The following is a 16518-nucleotide window of genomic DNA, read 5'->3' as shown; positions in this document are numbered from 1 at the left end:
CGGGCCGTGGCCACTCCATCGGCTACCTGGCCGGCGCGCTGCTCTGCATCGCCGTCCCCGCCCTGCTCGGGTCTATCATGGCAGGCCTCCTGGCTCGCCTGCGCGGTACTCACCCTGCTCATGACCGCCGCCTGGAGCGTGCTCCCACAAGGCGCAGACCGTGCTGCCGCAACCGCACCCCTCGCCGGGACGCTCCTGGTCGCCGCCATCCAGCAGAGATTCCGGCCTCCGCCCGCCGTACCTGCTTCTGCCTTCGCGCGTCCTGTCCCGCCAGCGGGCCACGTGGGCTGATCGGACAGGTTGGTGACGCGGCTGGCTGGGGGAAGCTGAGCCGCGGCACCGACGTCGGCGCCTGAACCAGCCTCGCGTTGGAGCAGGTGTCAGCTGAGCTTGGCGCGGCGGCGTAGAGCCGTCTCGGTCGCCTCGTCGGCAGGAAAGAAGAGCTCGACGGACAGCTCGGAAAGGGTGACGTCCATGGGAGTCCCGAATGAGCTCATCATGGTGAACAATGACAGCTCCTCACCACCGATTTCCACCTGCCAGGACAGCACCGGATCATCCGCGTCGTCGGGGGACAGCCGGCTCCAGCCGCGACGGTCGGGGATGGCCGTCCAGGTGGCGATCTCGTCGGCCAGCGCGACGAGGGCGGGGTCCTGACTCCGTACGACGGCCCGGTCGAGCCGGCGCAGCAGGTGGGCCGATCATTGCGAGAAGTTGCGGGTACGGCGGGCGTGACCGTCCGGGTGCAGCGCGGTGCGGAAGAGGTTGGTCGGCACGCCGCGTAACTCTTGCGGTCCCCGGCGGCCACACGATGGCCGAGTTCCAGCAGACCTGTGGCTGTGAGAGGACCTCAACCATGCCCTACTTCGACACCACCGACGGGACCCGGCTCTTCTACGTGGAGGCGGGCCCGGCCGGGGGCCGCACGGTCGTGTTCGCCCATGCCTGGGCGTTCAACAGCGGGATGTGGAACTACCAGATCCCCGCCGTTCTCGCCGCCGGCATGCGCTGCGTCGTCTACGACCGGCGCGGCCACGGGCGCTCCGACGTGCCCGGACGGGCCTACGACCTCGACCGTCTCGCCGACGACCTGGCCGACCTGCTCGCCCACCTGGAGCTACGGGACGTCGTACTGGTCGGACACTCCATGGGCGCGGCCGAGGCGGTCCGCTGCCTGACGCCCGGGGAGACGGGCGCGTCAGGGGAGTCGTCCTGAGCGCGCCCACCACACCGTTCCTGCTGCGCACGGACGACAACCCGCAGGGCCCCATACCGGCGGCGGCCGAGGCTGCCCGCACGCTCATGCGTCGCGACATCGGGGCCTTCGTCGCGGCCACCTCGGGCGCCGAGCCGGCTACCAGGTGCCCGGCGTTCAAACAGTTCACGGCCCAGGTGGTTCTCCAGCGCCCGGATCTGCGTGGTGACGGTGCGCTGCGACAGGCCCAGCCGACGCGCAGCGGCGGTGAAGGATCCCAGGCGGTGCACTGCGAGGAAGGTGCGCAGCAGGTTGAGGTCCAGCGGGCCGGACCCACGGGAGTCCTGGTCGCTCATGGTGTCGAGACTACGAGATCGGTGTGGCCGCCACTGGCCGTCCGTCCCGGTATCAGGGATCGGTTCAGCGATACCTGATACGGGCGTTTCCATTGGTGCGGATACGTCGGCGGTTTTAGATTCGAGGCACAAAGCACTCAGCTACCCGACCTCGCACGCGCCAGGCCTCCCCACTCGGCCGGGATGCGCCGACTGCCCGGAAAGCCACCGTGAATCATGAAGGCCATTGCACTCGAACAGTACGGTTCGTCCGACGACCTGCGGCTGATTGACCTGCCCGATCCCAAGGTGGCGCCCGGCGAGGTCCTCGTCCGTGTGAAGGCGGCCGGGGTCAATCCCGTCGACTGGAAACTTGCCGCAGGGTACCTGGATCCGATCATGGAGGTCCGGTTCCCGCTGATCTCCGGTTGGGACGTCGCGGGCGTCGTGGAGCGGGTGGGATTCGATGCCGACGAGTTCACCGTGGGGGACGAGGTCTTCGGCTACGTCCGCAAGGACTGGGCACAGAACGGGGCGTACGCCGAGTTGGTCTCCGCCCCCGTCCGCACCCTGGCCAGGAAGCCTGCCGCGCTCAGCTGGGCGCAGGCCGCGGGGGCGCCGCTGGCGGGGCTCACCGCCTACCAGAGCATCAAGCGGGTCGGCCTCGGCGAGGGCGAGACCGTGCTGATCCACGCCGCGGCGGGCGGTGTCGGCTCGCTCGGCGTGCAGATCGCCGTCGCGTTCGGCGCCCGGGTGATCGGCACGGCGAGCGAACGCAACCACGGCTTCCTCCGCGAACTCGGCGCGGAGCCGGTCACCTACGGGGAGGGGCTCGCCGAGCGCGTGCGGGAACTGGCACCCGAGGGCGTGGACGCGGCCCTCGACTTCGTCGGCGACGATGCGGTGGATGTGTCGCAACAGCTACTCAAGGAGCGCGACCGGGTCGCGTCCATCATCGATGGCGAGGCGGCGGCGAAGGGTGGTCACTACGTGTGGGTCCGCCCAGACGCGGCCGACCTTGCGGCCCTCGCCGACCTCTCGGACGCGGGGAAGCTCACGGTTTTCGTGGAGCACGCGCTGCCGCTGGCCGAGGCGGCCCAAGCGTGGCGCCTGAGCCAGGCGGGCCACACCCGAGGAAAGATCGTCCTGACCGTCTGACATCGTCTGCGGTGATGGGCGCTGGGCCGGTGCTCAGAGCCAGTGAAAATCCCGACCGTGCCCCACAAGGGGAAATCAACGGTTAGAGGCATGTCACGCCTACAGCCACGAACAAGATCCTCATCATCGTCACCAACGCCGACGAATACGAGAAGGTCGGCCTGCGGACCGGACTCTGGCTCGGAGAGGTGACCCATTTCTGGGACTTCGCCGAGGAGCGCGGGTTCACGATGGATATCGCGAGTCCGTCGGGTGGAAAGATCCCGCTCGACCCTGAGAGCCTGACGCGGCAGATGCTGGATGCCGAGGGCACCGGAAAGCGATACCTGGACCGAGAATTCATGGACCTCCTGAAGGACACCATGAAGGTCTCCGACGCGCACATCGACGACTACGACGCCATTTACCTCACCGGCGGCAACGGGGTCATGTTCGACTTCCCGCAGAGCAAGCATCTGGAAACCTTGATCGCCCGGTTCTACGAGACCGGCCGCGTGGTGGCGACCGTCTGCCACAGCGCAGCCGGCCTGCTCAACGTCACCCTGAGCAATGGTGAGCCTCTGATCAAGGGCAAGCGGGTCACTGGGTTCTCGTGGCCCGAAGAGGAACTGGCGAACCGAGCGGAGGCGGTCCCCTACAACGTCCAAGAAGAGCTGAAGAAACTCGGTGCCGACTACAGCACGGCCGCCCAGCCGTTCGCCCCGTATGTCGTCGAGGACGGACGCCTGATCACAGGCCAGAATCCGTTGAGCGCCAGGGCAGTGGCCGAGGCAGTCGTCAAACAGCTGGTCGCCGAGTGAGGGCTCCGCGGCGATATTCGAGACCGCGCGTGTCTGCTGATCCGTCGAGCTACAAGATCTTCGATGGCTGAGGCTACGACGGTTGGAGGTCGAGCCCGGTCGTGGCGGTGAGGCGTTCGACGAGGCAGGGGCGGTACTGCATCCGTTTCAGCCGCGTCTTCACCAACGCGGTGAGCTGGTCAAGGCTGTGGTTGGTGAGGTTGGCCAGCGACCTCTTCAGGGTTGAGGTCGGGAGCGTACGGCGGCAGCTGGTAGACGGTCAGCCTAACCCGGGGGCGATCGACGGGGCTGCCGAGCTGCTGGTGGGCGGCATCGAGCAGCGGGCGTAGTCGTTCTCGGTGCAGCCCTTGCGGCGGTGCCGGGCGGGGCCGCGGTCGAGGTGGATGCGGTAGATCAGCCGGGGCCGGTGGCCGGCTTTGGTGCAGATCAGCGCCGCCATGGAGACACGTTTGGTGCCTGCAGTGGTGACCCGCACCACCGGGGTGCGGCCCCGGCGACCCCAGGTACGGCCCTTGGGCGGCCTCAGGCCCTGGCCGTCCCGAGACGCTGACCGAGATCGAAGAGCTTCGACTCAAGGCCGTCCTGGCCAACTGCCCCGAACCCGACGCCCTCACCCGTCACGTCCGGTCCTTCGCCCAGATGCTCACCGAGCGCCGGGGCGACCGCCTCCTGCAGTGGCTCGACGCCGTCCGCCAGGACGACTTGCCCAGCCTTCACACCCTCGCCGCCGGTATCGACCGCGACCGTGATGCTGTCATCGCCGGCCGGACCCTGCCCTGGAACTCCGGCGTCGTCGAGGGACACGTGAACCGGATCAAGATGCTGAGACGGCAGATGTTCGGCCGTGCTGGATCCCAACTTCTTCGCAAACGAGTTCTACTGTCGTGAGAAGAGTGAAGCGCCATCAGTCGGAGCAGGCACACGCTCGACGCATGACGTGTGCTCGGTGGTCAACGCAGGGCGCTCTCCATATCGACGCGGTGATCAGAGACCCATTGATACGCCTCCCGCACCTCTGTCACTGCCCCGGCATCGCGGAGACGGAGCATTGCGGGGTTTCCAGAGTCCGCAGCAGCTTCGATGCCACGCCAGCACCTGTCCTGCCACCACAAGATCACGGAAACGAGATCACTCCGTTCGACCCACCCATAGCTGTCAGCGATCAGCCTCAACCGTCGCGCAGTTTGGGACGTATCTCCGACGCCCGGCCCAAGTCCGAGATACTGCCAACACACGTGGGCGACATCATGAATGCGCTCACCCGGCGCGGCCAAGTCCCAGTCGATAAACGCGACTGGACGCAAGGCGCCGCTCACGGGCCGATAGACGGTGTTCTTGGGCGAGAGATCGTTGTGACATACGACCTCGTGTGATCCGGCCAGTTCCGTGCCTGACGTCACGTCGTGAAACTCCCGCACGAGCTGAGCAACCCGCACCAGACTTTCGTCGGAGTACACGGCCGCAGGCTGCTGCGGTTCCCAGGCCACGTGCCCTTCGAGGTAGGTGAGCACTTCGCGCCCCTCCTCGTCGATGCCACGGTAGCGCGGTGCACCGGTCCATCCGCTGGTCTCAAATGTCTTCAGCAAGTGGCCGATGAACCCAGTCCTGGCCGACGCGGGGCGGCGCACGATGGACCCGACACGCACAACGTGGTTGACCAACCCACCAGGCAAAGACGACTCAGTCATCCCTCCATCGTGCACGATCTTCACGTCAAACTCTCCGCGCTCAGCAGGTTAATCAACGTATCCGCATCACGGAAAGCGAGCCAGAACCTCTCGTGGACAAAGCCAGCGACCTCATCCTCACCTTCGAGGCCCTGGCCATGGCCTGGGCGCAGCCGTTCACCGGTCGGCCGTCCGTGGAGCAGCCGGTCAGGCTGGTCTGCTTGCCGAAGCTGCCGCCGGCGAAGCCGACGTGCCCGGTGGCGTTGACGGGCCGGACCACAGGACGCCGTTGTCGCTGTTGCGGCGGAGATAGAGGCGGACCTGGCCGAAGGTGTAGTGGTCGCCGTTGAGCTGGATGTGCGGGATGTCCCTCGTCGCTCCTGGCCTGGCAGGTATCGCCGTTGCACTGCCTTTCCGGGGCCCATCGGGACTTCCACAGCCAGGTGGACACCCGCCTGTCGTCGGCCTGGACGTTGTCGTTGCGGGCCTGGTCCCGGATCCGCAGTTCGAGGCACAACAGGTCGCCTGCGTATGCCCCGCGCCAGACGTAGCCGGTGGCGCAGGAATTGGGCCCGTTGCCGCCGTTGCCGGGCGAGCGACGGGCGGCGGTCTGAGCGTTGTCGCTGCGGACGTCCGGCTCGCCGGGACGGGCGTCAAGCCGATTGACCCATCCGCGGGTCGCTGGGCTGTGTCGCGCCCCGCGCCGATCGCACCAGCAGACGCCTGAACCTCCTGCCCGGCAACTGGGTCCTGCTCGTCCTGCTTCAACGACGTGCTGGCCCGGCCAGTCCGCTTTCGTAGGCGGCGATGACGAGTTGGGCCCGGTCCCTGGCCCCCAGCTTCGTCAGCAGACGGCTGACGTGGCTCTTGACCGTGCCCACGGTCAGATACAGCTCGGCTGCGATTTCGTTGTTGGACAGGCCACGTGCGATCAGACCCAGCACGTCACGCTCGCGGCCGGTCACCCCGTCCAGGGCACGGGTGACCGGGCCTGTGTAGCCGGGGCGGCGTACGTAGGTTTCGATGAGCCTGCGGGTGACGCCGGGTGACAGCAGCGACTCCCCGGTGGCGATCACCCGTACGGCGTCGATCAGCCGTGCGGGTGGAGTGTCCTTGAGGAGGAAGCCCGCGGCGCCTGCGCGGAGCGCTTCGAAGACGTACTCGTCCAGGTCGAAGGTGGTGAGCACCAGGACGTGGACGGGCACCGGAGACGGGCTGCCGAACAGCGCACGGATGGCCTCGATGCCATTGAGCCCGGGCATCCGGATGTCCATCAGGGCTACATCGGGGCGCAGTTCGCGGATCACCCTGACCGCCTCGGTCCCGTCGGCCGCCTCTCCGACGACCTCGAGATCGTTTTCCGACTCGAGCAGCACACGGAACCCGGCACGCACCAGCGTCTCGTCGTCCACCACGACGACCCGCACCGTCATGCGCCCTCCAGGTCGGCGCCCACGGGGAACTGGGCTGTTCGCTCGTCCGCGGCGTACGGCAGGCGGGCGGCGACGCGAAAGCCGTGCGGCGAGAGCGGTCCCGCGTGAACCTCGCCGCCGTAGAGGGCGGCGCGTTCCTTCATGCCGGTCAGGCCGTGGCCCTCGGCGATCGGGGTGGACGTGCGGCCGACTCCGGCATCGACGACCGTGAAAGCGACCTCGCCCGGCGCGTAAGCGACCGTCGCCCGGGCGTGGCTGGTGCGGGCATGCTTGACGACGTTGGTCAGTGCTTCCTGCACGATGCGGTAGGCGGCGCGGTCCAAACCTCGGGGCAGGGCGCGCGGATGACCGCTGATCGTCAACTCGACCTGGACACCGGCCCATCGGATCTGCTCGAGGAGCGTGTTGAGGTCGTCCAGGCCGCCGGGCAGCCATTCGGCACCGTCGTCATCGCGCAGGACACCCAGCAGTGAACGCAGCTCTCCGAGGGCGTCCCTGCTCGTCGTCTCGATCGCGGCGAGGGACTTCGCGGCCTCGTCAGGTCGGCTGCCGATGACGTGGTGGCCGACGCCCGCCTGGACCGCGACGATGCTCAGGCTGTGCGCGACCACGTCGTGCAACTCCCGGGCGATGCGCATGCGTTCCTCGACGAGGAGAAGCTGTGCCCGCTCCTCGGCCTGCTCGACCAGGCCTCGGGTGTAGGCGCGGCCCTGTCTGGTGGACCATCCGATCGCCCAGGCGGCGGCCTCGACGATGAGGCATTGGCTCATCCCCGGCCACCCCCAGTAGTCGTGCCCTGTGATGCCCTGCATGGGGATCATCAAGGCGAGTTGTGCGGCGACTGCCACCGCGCCCGCGTACGCCGCGACACGCGCGGGTCGGGCGACCGCCACCCCGTATACCAGCAAGGCAGTCGCCAGCACCCCCGTCAGACTGAGCGCGCCGTCGGTGGCCATCACCACCGACCCCACCGCCAGTGCAGGCAGTGGCAACAGCCGGCGGACGGCGACGGCCACGCCCAAAGAGCACGTCAGCACGGTCTGCCATGCCGGCCAGCCCGTGCGATGCGCGCCAAGCGTCCACCACAAGACGTTCGACGCCATCAGGACCACGGCCAACAGCACATCCAGCGCGATCAGCTGATTCGGCGTCAGCCTCCTGGCACGGGACGCCGCGTCATGCCTCACCATCATGACTCGCATGCATGCGACCCTAGCCGGGAGGGCGATCATCCGCCTCTGTCCAGAGACAGAGATCCGCCGGTCATTCCGTGGCCAGATCCGCGGGGCGGGCACCCTCTGCCAGGGTCGGCCACATGGATCTCTCCCGGACCCCCACCCGCCGATGGCTGTCCCCTGTGCCCTGGGGCTTCGCCCTGCTCGCCGCCGCGTCGTCCCTGACGTACGGCGGTGATCACGCGGTGAACGCCTGGGCATCGACCAACCTGGCCAACATGGGAGATCATCCTGTGGAGGCGCTCATCGCCTCCGCCTTCCTGTTCGGCGCCGATCCCTGGGCCTGTCTGCGCGGCATCGCCCTGGCCGGGGCCATGCTGGCGTTTCTCGTCATCCGGTTCGGCAACATGCGGGCGGTCGCGCTGATCGCGGCCGGCCAAGTCCTCGGCACACTGGTGAGCGAAGGGCTGCTGGCAGCGCGGATCGCGGCGGGCCAAGCAGACCCGGCGCTGCGTGTGACGCTGGACGTCGGCCCGTCCTACGTGATCGTCGCGGCCATGGCCGCCGTGGTGGCAGCGGGAGCCCGGCGGTGGCACCGGTGGACCGCGCTCGCCGCGCTCGCGGTGCGCGCACCGCACATCACAAGTGGCCTGACCACGCTGGGGGTCACTCCCGTCGGCCACGTGACAGCACTGTCCACCGGCATGCTGCTGGCATGGCGTCTGCGGTCGTCCGACGCCCGCCACCGCTACCTGCACCGACTGACGTCACGCGCAGCGCCGCTTCAGAGACTGGACGGGACGGGGTCAGGCTAAGTACCCCGTTCGAGACGCACTGCGGCGCTTCCTCCATGACCGGCACCGTGCCTGTTCCCAGCAAGGATGAGGGCTGCTCAGGCGAATCGTCCCACCCCAACACGGATTTTGGTCGGGTGATCTCGGCCGGGTGGATGCATGAGTACAGGGCACCTTGGTAGCTCGGGTTTGCGACCATCGGCGCCCCCACCCCGCCCGCCGCATGGCCGTGGCGGCCGGTGCCGTCCTCGCACTCGGCGGTCTTGCCTGCGTTCCCGTGTTCGCTCACGCCGCCTCCACCTCGACTTCGGCGAGCGCCGCGACTGCTGCCGCTTCGGGCCTTGCCACCGGTGACAGCCGTCACGTGAACGAGCCGCGTCTTCCGTCCACCACCTGCAAGACGGTCGCCGCCCACCTCACCGCCTCCAGGCGCACCTTCAGCGCCGCCGCGGAGGAGAACCCGCCGGACACCGCGTCCCTCCAAGCCGCCCTGGACGCCTGTACCCGAGGCGGCTCGGGCTCGGTGGCCGTGGCGCCGAAGGCATCGGGCTCTCACCATGCCTTTCTCACCGGGCCGTTGACCGTTCACCAGGGCGAGGTGCTGGTCGTCGACAGCGGCGTCACGCTCTACTGCTCCCGCAACCCCGCCTCCTACCAGGTGAAGGGCAAGCCCACCTGCGGCACCCTGTCCTCAGCCGAAGGCGGCTGCGCACCGCTGATCACCGTCTCCGGTGCCCATGCGGGGATCGAGGGCGTGCGTGCCGGCAACGGCAGCCAGGGCCGGATCGACGGCCGCGGTGACCAGGACATCCTGGGCACCGCCACCACCTGGTGGATGCTGGCCAGGCAGGCCCGGACAGCCGGCGAGAACCAGCAGAACCCGCGGCTGATCACCGTCAAGAACGCGGACGACTTCACCCTCTACGACATCGACCTGCTCAACTCGGCGAACTTCCACGTCACCTATCAGAACGGCACCGGCTTCACCGCCTGGGGCGTGCGGATCAAGACCCCGGCCGACGCGCGCAACACCGACGGCATCGACCCCGGCGGCGCGACCGACGTCACCATCAAGGACTCCTGGATCCAGGACGGCGACGACGGCATCGCCATCAAGGGCGGCAGCGCCGTCAGCATCGTCACCATCGCCGACAACCACTTCTACGGCACCCACGGCATCTCCATCGGCAGCGAGACCGCCGGCGGCGTGACCAACGTCCTGGTGGAGAACAACACCGTGGCCGGCACCGACAGCTCCGGCATCGTCAGCGGCAGCAGCAACGGCATCCGCATCAAGAGCTCCCCCAAGAACGGCGGCACGGTCTCCGACGTCAGTTACGTCGACACCTGCATCACCGGCGTCCGCTATCCGCTGGTCTTCGACACCCACTACGCGAGCGGCAGCGGTTCCCGCATCCCGTACTTCACCGGCATCACGGTGGCGGGCCTGCGCGCGGTCAACTCGCCCTCCAACGCCCAGTCCGTCTTCAACGGCTACAGCGCCGCCTACCCGCTCGGGCTGACTCTGCGCAACGTCAGCCTCGACCGCAACAGCAGCACCGGCCAGTACGCGAAGATCGGCGTGCACAACAGCACCATCACCCCGTCCGGGACCGGCGTCACCGTCCCCCAGGCCCCCGGTGGCGGCTCCCTCCCGAACTGCACTTTCCCGGCCTACCCGCAGCTGTAGCCGACGCCCTCTCCGCGGGGCACGCCTGACCCCGTGGCCCGGGAGAATGGCGCTGGCCGACAGGCCAACCGGCACGGCCTGTTCCTGCTCGGTCTGTCGCTGCCGGAGCCAGTACCGCGGAGATCTTCTGGCCGCCGGAGCGGGACCTTTCGGCTGGCGAGGTGGGCGAACAGGCGTCGCGTGAGGGAGATGCGGGTGGCGAATTCAGCCGCGACGTCCCTCGCTGTGCTTCCCAGCCGTGGTTGGTCGCAGTTCCGGCATGTCCCGCGCGAGGTTGAGGACTTCGCCCAGGCTGGGAGGACCTGGAACACCGTGCCGCCATGCCGTGGCTGCCAACCGACCGTGATCAGCGGTCGCAGCCGTCACGATCGCACGACGGAGGGACGCGTGGACCCCGTTGAACCAGTGGCGCCTCAGTGCAGTTGGGGAGCGCCCAACAGCGGGTCGACGGGGCCGCACACCTGCGCCCGCACATGGTGCCCCTGCGCGTCGGTCAGCTGCACGAGGGAGCCGTAGTCGTGCGAGGCGCGGTGCGGTGGCGTCACGGAGATGCGAGGGTCGTTTTCCGCCAGGACGTCGCAGCTCTCGGAGGGCGAGCCGACCGCGTCGTAGAAGACCGGGAATTCGATGCGGTGGCCCGGCTTCAGTACCAGATGGACCGGCGTGGACACCTTCGGCTTCGCGTCGGCCGACGGTCCCTTGCCGACCCGGAATTCGAGTCCCGGGTAACCGTCGAAGGCGCAGGGCTTCGATCCCTTGTGCGCGGCGCTGAGCATCGCCGTCGGCGTATTGTGCGGCTTGCCCGGCAGAAGGGTCATCTTCCAGCTCAGCTGGGACGATCCGCACGCGGCGGGATGAGCGTCCGAAGAGCCCTTGGACGGCTGGGTGGCGGTGTCGTGGTCCTTGCCGCAGGCAGCGGCACCCAGCAGCACCACCAGGCTCAGAGCGGAGACCGCCAGTGTCCGCCGTGCCATGAGACTTCCCCCTGGTGGAGACATCTCTGCGGGACCCCGTGTGCACCGCTCCTGCCTCACCGCACAGAGAGATGCAAACCCTCCCCGGGAGGTTCCAGAAGATCCCGGTCAGCTCCCCACGCGATCTCGTGCATCTTCTCCAGCCGCTCCCTCGTCGGCTCGTCCTTTGCTGGTTGCCCCAGGTCCGCCAGATCGACACACGTACCCGGTCCCTTCAGAGCCGGCTCGACGACGCCGAGAGCCAGCTGTCCTCCAGGCGATGGAGACCCACTTCCGCGCCGCCGACTTCGACACCATCGATGCGGACTGGACAGAGCTGGCCCACACCGCCGCCGCCCGCGGTCGCCAGGCCCGGGCCGGCCGGCTCACCGACACCCACGGGCAACGGTGATCGAGGCCTGCGCCATCCTGGCCTCGACGACTCACACGGAGCGCCAACACCAGCAAACCATCCGGGACTTCGAGAACTCCCGCAGCCTCGTCGAGAGCATTGCCGCACGGGCCGCACGCCTGGTTGGTCCGGCGCGCAAGGCACAGTCCGTGCTCAGCCAGGACGACGTGCTGCGGTGGTCGCAGGCGTCACCGACGCCGTCGTCGCGCTCGGACCCGGGCCCGATGCGCAGGGGTCCCTCCGCGTCCGGTGGTTCGACGAACTGACGGGGGACCTGCGGCGCTGGGGGTAGGCCCCGCAGCCTGGCTCAGGGCTCGGTGATCGTCTTCAGCTGCGGCCAGGGCCCGGCCCCGCCCGCCGGACTGGGTGAAGATGTCGTTCACCACCTTCTGGGCCAGGTCCCTGTCCTTCTCCGGCACATCTACCTTCACCCACAACCGCCAGGTCAGCTGCCTTCCCTCGCTGCGCCAGACGAAGCTGCGGCGCAGATACATGGCGTAGCGCTCCTCCCGGTCGACCGTCTTCGTCTCCTGCGCGTAGGCGGCCGTGCCGCGCTCGGGGGACGAGGGGACGCTCGTCCACCGCGGGTCGCCGTACTTCAGGAGGGCGCGCTCGTAGGCGTGGGCGTCCCGTTCGTGGCAGGAGGCGCCACAGCCGAGGTTGGAGGCGATCCGGATCCTGATGTCGGGCACCTCGGCGTCCGTTACCAGGGCCTCGCGCTCGCACTCGTAGGTGAGGAGATGGCCCTTCGCGCCGGTGTGGCAGAACAGCGGCTTGGGCGCGCGGAAGGCGAACGGCAGGCTCGGGCTTGACCACAGGTACGACCGCTCTTTCTCCTTCCACATCGCCCCGTACACCGACTGACCTGGAATGTGCGTGTACTTGGCCAGCCGTGTGCCCTGCTTCGGGACCTCGGCGCGCGGCACGTCGGACAGCCGGCGCCGGCTCGCCGTCAGCGTCCCGGTCCCCTGCCCGCCACCGGAGTCGTCCAGGCCCGCGCGCCGCAGGAAGTCGCGCATCAGGATCTCCGCGATCTCCCTGGTGCGCTCCCCGCCGGCGAACTCCTCGGCGTAGGTGACGACGAACAGCGCGTTGCCGACCCGTACCCGCACCATCGTCTGCCAGGGCGCGGTCTCCATGGCCGGCATCCCGAACCCGTCCTTCTTGACGAGCTCCACGGCCTCGTCGCCGAGTCCTGCCAGGCGCCGCTCGCCCTTGGCGGACGGCTGCTTCCCGATGGTTCGGAACTGCTGGGTGGCGTACCGGACCGCGTTGAGGTCCTTGTTCGACTTCCAGCCCACGGCGGCGATCCCGATCTCCACGTCCGGTGCGAACGGGGACTGCTCGGAGGCGACGCACACATTGCCGCCAGGGAGGACCGGCCACAGGCCTGGCAGGCTGACGACGTGCGTCTTCGTACGGCCCGACTCGGTGCCGTCGGTCATGACCTGCCGCATCTCGTGGTCGTCCAGCAGCGAGCACGCCTCGGGGGCGAAGGCGACCGGGTCCGGCGGCGGCTGGGCGGCCATGGCGCTGAAGAAGAGGACGAGGATCGCGAGGAGACCGCAGGCGGAGGCCGGAAGCGCGAGCGGCGCCCGCAGCGGGGCGCGTACACCGGGTTCGCCGGTGTCGTAGGTCTCCGCGAGACGGTCCCGCAGCTCGATGTGCCGGAAGCGGTACACGCCCCCGGCCTGCCGCAGCACCCCTCGGGCGTGCGCGTCCTCGAGGAATGCCGTGAGGCGCCAGGGGAGCCGGCCGGTGGCCGCGAGCCAGACGCGGGCCGTGTTGTACCGGCCCCAGGCCGAGAACCCGGCGGCGTACAGCCACCAGGCGAGCAGGGTGGCGGCCACGGCGAACGCCCAGTCGCGCGGGGTGGCGGCGTGCGGGCTGCGGTCGGTCCACTGCCAAGCGACGAACACCATCGGCGGCAGGGCGAGCGGATACAGTGACGGCGCCGGATCACCCTGCCCGAGCCGGAGCGGCACCAGCCAGCCCAGCGTGAACACCACGCGTCGGTCGGCCCGGAGCACCTCTCTCGGGGACAGGCCCGCCGCCGGATCGGCGAACCGCCACACCGCGGTGACGACCGGCTGCAGTTGGGCCCCGAGGACGAGCACACAGCAGCCCGCCACCACCCACTGGTCGGCCACGGCCGCGGCGACGGCGGCCCCGGCGGTGAGCACCGAGGCTACGGCCCCGAGGCGCACCTTCCACGCCCGCAGCGCCGTGCGCACCCGCGTTGCCGTGGGCCGGTCGAACCCCCAAGGGGAGGGGCGCTCGTCGTCGGGGTCGGCGGCGAACCCGTAGAGCGTGAGCAGGCAGGCCAGCGCGAACGCGGCCCACACCGACAGCCGCGCACCCCACCACGCGGTCCCCACCCCGGTCCGCACCATCAGCACGACCAGCAGCAGATACGCGGGAGCCAGACACAGCGCCCGCACCGGCCACGGCATCTCCTCCTGCAGCCGCCACCACGCGAAGTTCTCCTCGTTGGCGGCCTTCATGCGGGCGGCCAGGAAGCCCACCCACCGGCGTGCCTCGCCGGGCTCCCAGCCGCCGTGTTCGGCGCGTACGTCGTGGGAGGCGCTGTAGACGGTGTCGAGGAAGGCGTCGTACAAGTGCCGTTCCAGCGCGCCCTGTTCGGTGAACCCGCCCGGGGACAGCAGTTCCACGGGCTTCCTGCCGTCCCAGCCGTAGGCGACCCGGGCGAGGCCCGCCATCAGCGGGACGCGCAGCACCTCGCGCAGCCGTACCGTCTCGGCGGACACGTCGTGCGGGTCGCGCAGCCGCTTCAGGACCGGTGCCCAGGGGGAGCGGTCAGAGCCCGAGGGGTTGAGGTAGGTGCCCACGGCGTCGTAGGTGAGACTCTGCAGGACGATCTCCGTGCGGGTGAATACGCTCGGATCGGGTGCGTGCTCGCGGTACTCGCCCTCGCGGCTGGTGAGGACGAACGGGCGGCCCCGCAGGCTCTCGCCGAGCTGGCGCAGGGCATCCCTGCGGCGTGCGCCCGGGAGTTCGTCGAATCCGTCGAGGATCAGCAGGACGTGGTCGGTGGAGCGCAGGAGGTACAGGGCGACGTCGTAGGGGCGGGCCCCGGGCACCGGCGTGCACACCTGGGGACAGTCGGCGGCCAGCTGCCGGGCCAGCCACTGGGCCAGTCCCCGGCGCGGGTTCCAGGACGCGAGGGACACCACGAGCGGGACCGGCCGGGGCATGTCGCGGGCGCGCGCGTCCAGCAGTTCGGAGGCGAGCCGCAGGGCCAGCACCGTCTTGCCCGCGCCCGCGCCGCCGAGGATGACGAGCCGCCGGTCGTCAGTGCCCTCGAAGTACTCGGAGACGGAGGCGTGCGGTCTGTCCCCCTCGGGTGTCCACCGCACCTCGATGGGATGGGGTTCCGCGATGTGCAGCAGCCGCTCGTCGCGGGCGTACTGGCGGCGCAGCACCTCGGCGAGACCGTCGGCGACCTGCTGGAGGTGGACCGGCGACTGCCAGACCCTCTCCCGCCTCCGGTGCCGGGCGGCGAGCACACGTGCGGCTGCGGCGGACGCCACGGCCAGGGCGAGCAGCAGCCAGCCGAGCCGCACCGGTCCCGGGTCGTAGTCGGCGGGCAGGGGCAACTCCGGCCGTACGGCGAGGAGATACAGTCCGAAGCCCGCGACCAGTCCCCGTGCGCCCACCGCCACATGCGGCTGGACGTAGAGGTTCATGATGTCGCGCGCTTGGATGAGAAGCCCCTGCTGTCCACCGCTGGTGGTGTTGTGCGTGTCCCCCGATGGCTGCCTGTGCCCCGTCACCTGGCGCCTATCCGCCGTGGTTGTCGAGGTTGATGTCGCCGTGGATGTCGCGGGCCAGGATGACGGTCTGCTGGCGGCCGCCGGAGATCTCGTTGTGCACGTCGCCGGACCCGGTCCGCACCGCATCGAGGGCATCCTGCCGCCAGATACGCAGTGCATCGGCGAACGCGGGGTCCTGCCTGGCCCGTTCGGCGAGCGCCTGCGCCAGCTGCTCGGCGCGCGCGGTGCGTTCCGCGCTGCCGACCGCGGCGGCGAGGGCGGTCAACTCGCCCTCGCCGCTGGGCTCTGCGTCCGTCCGGCGCCGGACCAGATCGCGCAGGGACGTCCATATCTGCTGCCCGGCGGCACCAGCGGTGCCGCTCGCGAGAGCCATCAGCAGTTCCGGCGCTATCGGTTCCATGGACACCTCTTCGCGCTTACCTGGACACGATTCATGCATCGGAGCGTAGAGCAACTACCCTGAGGACAGGCCCTGGCTAGCAGGTGATTGAGCACGACGAGAAGGACTGGAAGACCATCGGATCGAGGGCGGCAGGTCGCACTCGACAACGACGCCCCCACCGGATGTGACGAACTGCCGGTAACCGTAACCAGGTTCCGTGGCCCCGGACAGGTAGGAATCAAGCTCTCGGTCGGCTTGCGGGGCATCCGTTTGGGGACAAGAAGGGCGACGAGCACGGGCCGGCGTCCACCGGGCAGTCCTCGAGAGACATCACCCGCTCACACCACCTGCACAGCAAGTCAGCTCGGGCGCCCGCTGCGTCCGTCGTCGGGGCGGCTTCAAGCAGCTGTTTGCTTCGCCATGCGCTCAGCCCAGTTACTGAGCGCACCGCTTGGACAAGGTCGATCCCTCGATCGCCGCTACCGTTACGCGTTCCTCCGCCCGCACGAGGCCCGGCCGCCGGCCGGTGCGTGAACCCCGACTGGCCGGCGACCTTGGGAAGTCTTCGTCGGCACCGCAGCCTCGCGCTCTCTGTTGCTTCACGGGATGAACTGCACCTCCGGGAAGGCGGAGTTCGGGCCGTCGAGCAGGTGCCCCCGCCTCCGGTGGCGTAGGTGCAGGTCGAAGAAGGCGAGCGGGTACGCCTGCTGGATCCGCACCGCCCGGGTGG

Annotated in this window: 14 protein-coding genes and 2 pseudogenes; 7 read left to right on the top strand and 9 right to left on the bottom strand. The window is 69.4% G+C overall.

Annotation, left to right across the window (positions count from 1 at the left end; genetic code table 11):
- Positions 1-380: 380 nt before the first annotated feature.
- Positions 381-689, bottom strand: coding sequence for a hypothetical protein (locus ACH47Z_RS42465; protein WP_399084493.1), 309 nt, complete (start codon positions 687-689; stop codon positions 381-383).
- Between the two features lie 167 nt (positions 690-856).
- On the opposite strand from ACH47Z_RS42465, the gene ACH47Z_RS42460 reads away from it, so the two are divergent.
- Entirely contained in the window at positions 857-1216 is a 360-nt protein-coding gene (locus tag ACH47Z_RS42460) for an alpha/beta fold hydrolase (protein WP_399084434.1), read from the top strand.
- A 140-nt stretch (positions 1217-1356) separates the two neighbouring features.
- Here the strand turns inward: ACH47Z_RS42460 and ACH47Z_RS42455 are convergent.
- Positions 1357-1551: pseudogene (locus ACH47Z_RS42455) on the bottom strand (LysR family transcriptional regulator); the annotation flags it as partial.
- 216 nt (positions 1552-1767) lie between these two features.
- On the opposite strand from ACH47Z_RS42455, the gene ACH47Z_RS42450 reads away from it, so the two are divergent.
- Entirely contained in the window at positions 1768-2688 is a 921-nt protein-coding gene (locus ACH47Z_RS42450; RefSeq protein ID WP_399084431.1) for an NADP-dependent oxidoreductase, read from the top strand.
- A 116-nt stretch (positions 2689-2804) separates the two neighbouring features.
- Positions 2805-3488 (top strand): type 1 glutamine amidotransferase domain-containing protein, encoded by a 684-nt coding sequence (locus ACH47Z_RS42445; RefSeq protein ID WP_399084490.1) that lies wholly within the window; start codon positions 2805-2807, stop codon positions 3486-3488.
- A 259-nt stretch (positions 3489-3747) separates the two neighbouring features.
- Here the strand turns inward: ACH47Z_RS42445 and ACH47Z_RS42440 are convergent, their stop codons facing one another.
- Positions 3748-3927 carry a hypothetical protein gene (locus ACH47Z_RS42440; protein ID WP_399084428.1) on the bottom strand — a complete coding sequence of 60 codons (180 nt, stop codon included), beginning with the start codon at positions 3925-3927 and terminating at the stop codon, positions 3748-3750.
- Positions 3928-4022: 95 nt separating this feature from the next.
- Between ACH47Z_RS42440 and ACH47Z_RS42435 the strand changes: the two are divergent.
- Positions 4023-4376: pseudogene (locus ACH47Z_RS42435) on the top strand (transposase); the annotation flags it as partial.
- A 62-nt stretch (positions 4377-4438) separates the two neighbouring features.
- On the opposite strand, the gene ACH47Z_RS42430 reads toward ACH47Z_RS42435, so the two are convergent.
- From ACH47Z_RS42430 to ACH47Z_RS42420, 3 genes are all read right to left on the bottom strand, one after another.
- Positions 4439-5200 (bottom strand): phosphotransferase, encoded by a 762-nt coding sequence (locus ACH47Z_RS42430; protein WP_399084425.1) that lies wholly within the window; start codon positions 5198-5200, stop codon positions 4439-4441.
- Between the two features lie 719 nt (positions 5201-5919).
- The gene (locus ACH47Z_RS42425; RefSeq protein WP_399084422.1) at positions 5920-6588 is read right to left on the bottom strand and encodes a response regulator; all 669 of its coding nucleotides are present in this window, start codon (positions 6586-6588) and stop codon (positions 5920-5922) included.
- Complete coding sequence (locus tag ACH47Z_RS42420) at positions 6585-7820, bottom strand: sensor histidine kinase (protein WP_399084419.1); 1236 nt, start codon at positions 7818-7820, stop codon at positions 6585-6587. The genes ACH47Z_RS42425 and ACH47Z_RS42420 overlap by 4 nt, the downstream gene beginning before the upstream one ends.
- Before the next feature lie 83 nt (positions 7821-7903).
- On the opposite strand from ACH47Z_RS42420, the gene ACH47Z_RS42415 reads away from it, so the two are divergent.
- Complete coding sequence (locus tag ACH47Z_RS42415; RefSeq protein WP_399084416.1) at positions 7904-8578, top strand: rhomboid-like protein; 675 nt, start codon at positions 7904-7906, stop codon at positions 8576-8578.
- Positions 8579-8921: 343 nt separating this feature from the next.
- Positions 8922-10247 (top strand): glycoside hydrolase family 28 protein, encoded by a 1326-nt coding sequence (locus ACH47Z_RS42410; RefSeq protein ID WP_399084413.1) that lies wholly within the window; start codon positions 8922-8924, stop codon positions 10245-10247.
- A gap of 413 nt (positions 10248-10660) precedes the next feature.
- Here ACH47Z_RS42410 and ACH47Z_RS42405 read toward each other — a convergent pair whose 3' ends face one another.
- Positions 10661-11221 carry a DUF4232 domain-containing protein gene (locus tag ACH47Z_RS42405; RefSeq protein ID WP_399084411.1) on the bottom strand — a complete coding sequence of 187 codons (561 nt, stop codon included), beginning with the start codon at positions 11219-11221 and terminating at the stop codon, positions 10661-10663.
- A 259-nt stretch (positions 11222-11480) separates the two neighbouring features.
- Here ACH47Z_RS42405 and ACH47Z_RS42400 point away from each other — a divergent pair, with 259 nt between their 5' ends.
- The gene (locus ACH47Z_RS42400) at positions 11481-11612 is read left to right on the top strand and encodes a hypothetical protein (protein ID WP_399084408.1); all 132 of its coding nucleotides are present in this window, start codon (positions 11481-11483) and stop codon (positions 11610-11612) included.
- Between the two features lie 188 nt (positions 11613-11800).
- On the opposite strand, the gene ACH47Z_RS42395 is transcribed toward ACH47Z_RS42400, so the two are convergent.
- A complete protein-coding gene (locus ACH47Z_RS42395; RefSeq protein WP_399084405.1) occupies positions 11801-15319 on the bottom strand; it encodes an NACHT domain-containing protein in 3519 nt (1172 codons plus the stop codon).
- Positions 15320-15413: 94 nt separating this feature from the next.
- Entirely contained in the window at positions 15414-15806 is a 393-nt protein-coding gene (locus ACH47Z_RS42390; RefSeq protein ID WP_399084402.1) for a hypothetical protein, read from the bottom strand.
- Between the last annotated feature and the right edge of the window lie 712 nt (positions 15807-16518).

Source organism: Streptomyces sp. NPDC020192 (assembly GCF_044388685.1).
In the GTDB taxonomy this organism is placed as follows: domain Bacteria; phylum Actinomycetota; class Actinomycetes; order Streptomycetales; family Streptomycetaceae; genus Streptomyces.
Note: the sequence above shows the minus strand (reverse complement) of the source record. Positions and strands in the feature narration are given on the sequence as shown.

What these genes read in the sequence shown, in the direction of transcription:
- ACH47Z_RS42420 (WP_399084419.1), bottom strand. Translation starts at nt 7,820, where the DNA reads ATGATCGCCCTCCCGGCTAGGGTCGCATGCATGCGAGTCATGATGGTG.
- ACH47Z_RS42395 (WP_399084405.1), bottom strand. Translation starts at nt 15,319, where the DNA reads ATGAACCTCTACGTCCAGCCGCATGTGGCGGTGGGCGCACGGGGACTG.
- ACH47Z_RS42390 (WP_399084402.1), bottom strand. Translation starts at nt 15,806, where the DNA reads ATGGAACCGATAGCGCCGGAACTGCTGATGGCTCTCGCGAGCGGCACC.
- ACH47Z_RS42460 (WP_399084434.1), top strand. Translation starts at nt 857, where the DNA reads ATGCCCTACTTCGACACCACCGACGGGACCCGGCTCTTCTACGTGGAG.
- ACH47Z_RS42450 (WP_399084431.1), top strand. Translation starts at nt 1,768, where the DNA reads ATGAAGGCCATTGCACTCGAACAGTACGGTTCGTCCGACGACCTGCGG.
- ACH47Z_RS42415 (WP_399084416.1), top strand. Translation starts at nt 7,904, where the DNA reads ATGGATCTCTCCCGGACCCCCACCCGCCGATGGCTGTCCCCTGTGCCC.
- ACH47Z_RS42425 (WP_399084422.1), bottom strand. Translation starts at nt 6,588, where the DNA reads ATGACGGTGCGGGTCGTCGTGGTGGACGACGAGACGCTGGTGCGTGCC.
- ACH47Z_RS42400 (WP_399084408.1), top strand. Translation starts at nt 11,481, where the DNA reads ATGGAGACCCACTTCCGCGCCGCCGACTTCGACACCATCGATGCGGAC.
- ACH47Z_RS42440 (WP_399084428.1), bottom strand. Translation starts at nt 3,927, where the DNA reads ATGGCGGCGCTGATCTGCACCAAAGCCGGCCACCGGCCCCGGCTGATC.
- ACH47Z_RS42405 (WP_399084411.1), bottom strand. Translation starts at nt 11,221, where the DNA reads ATGGCACGGCGGACACTGGCGGTCTCCGCTCTGAGCCTGGTGGTGCTG.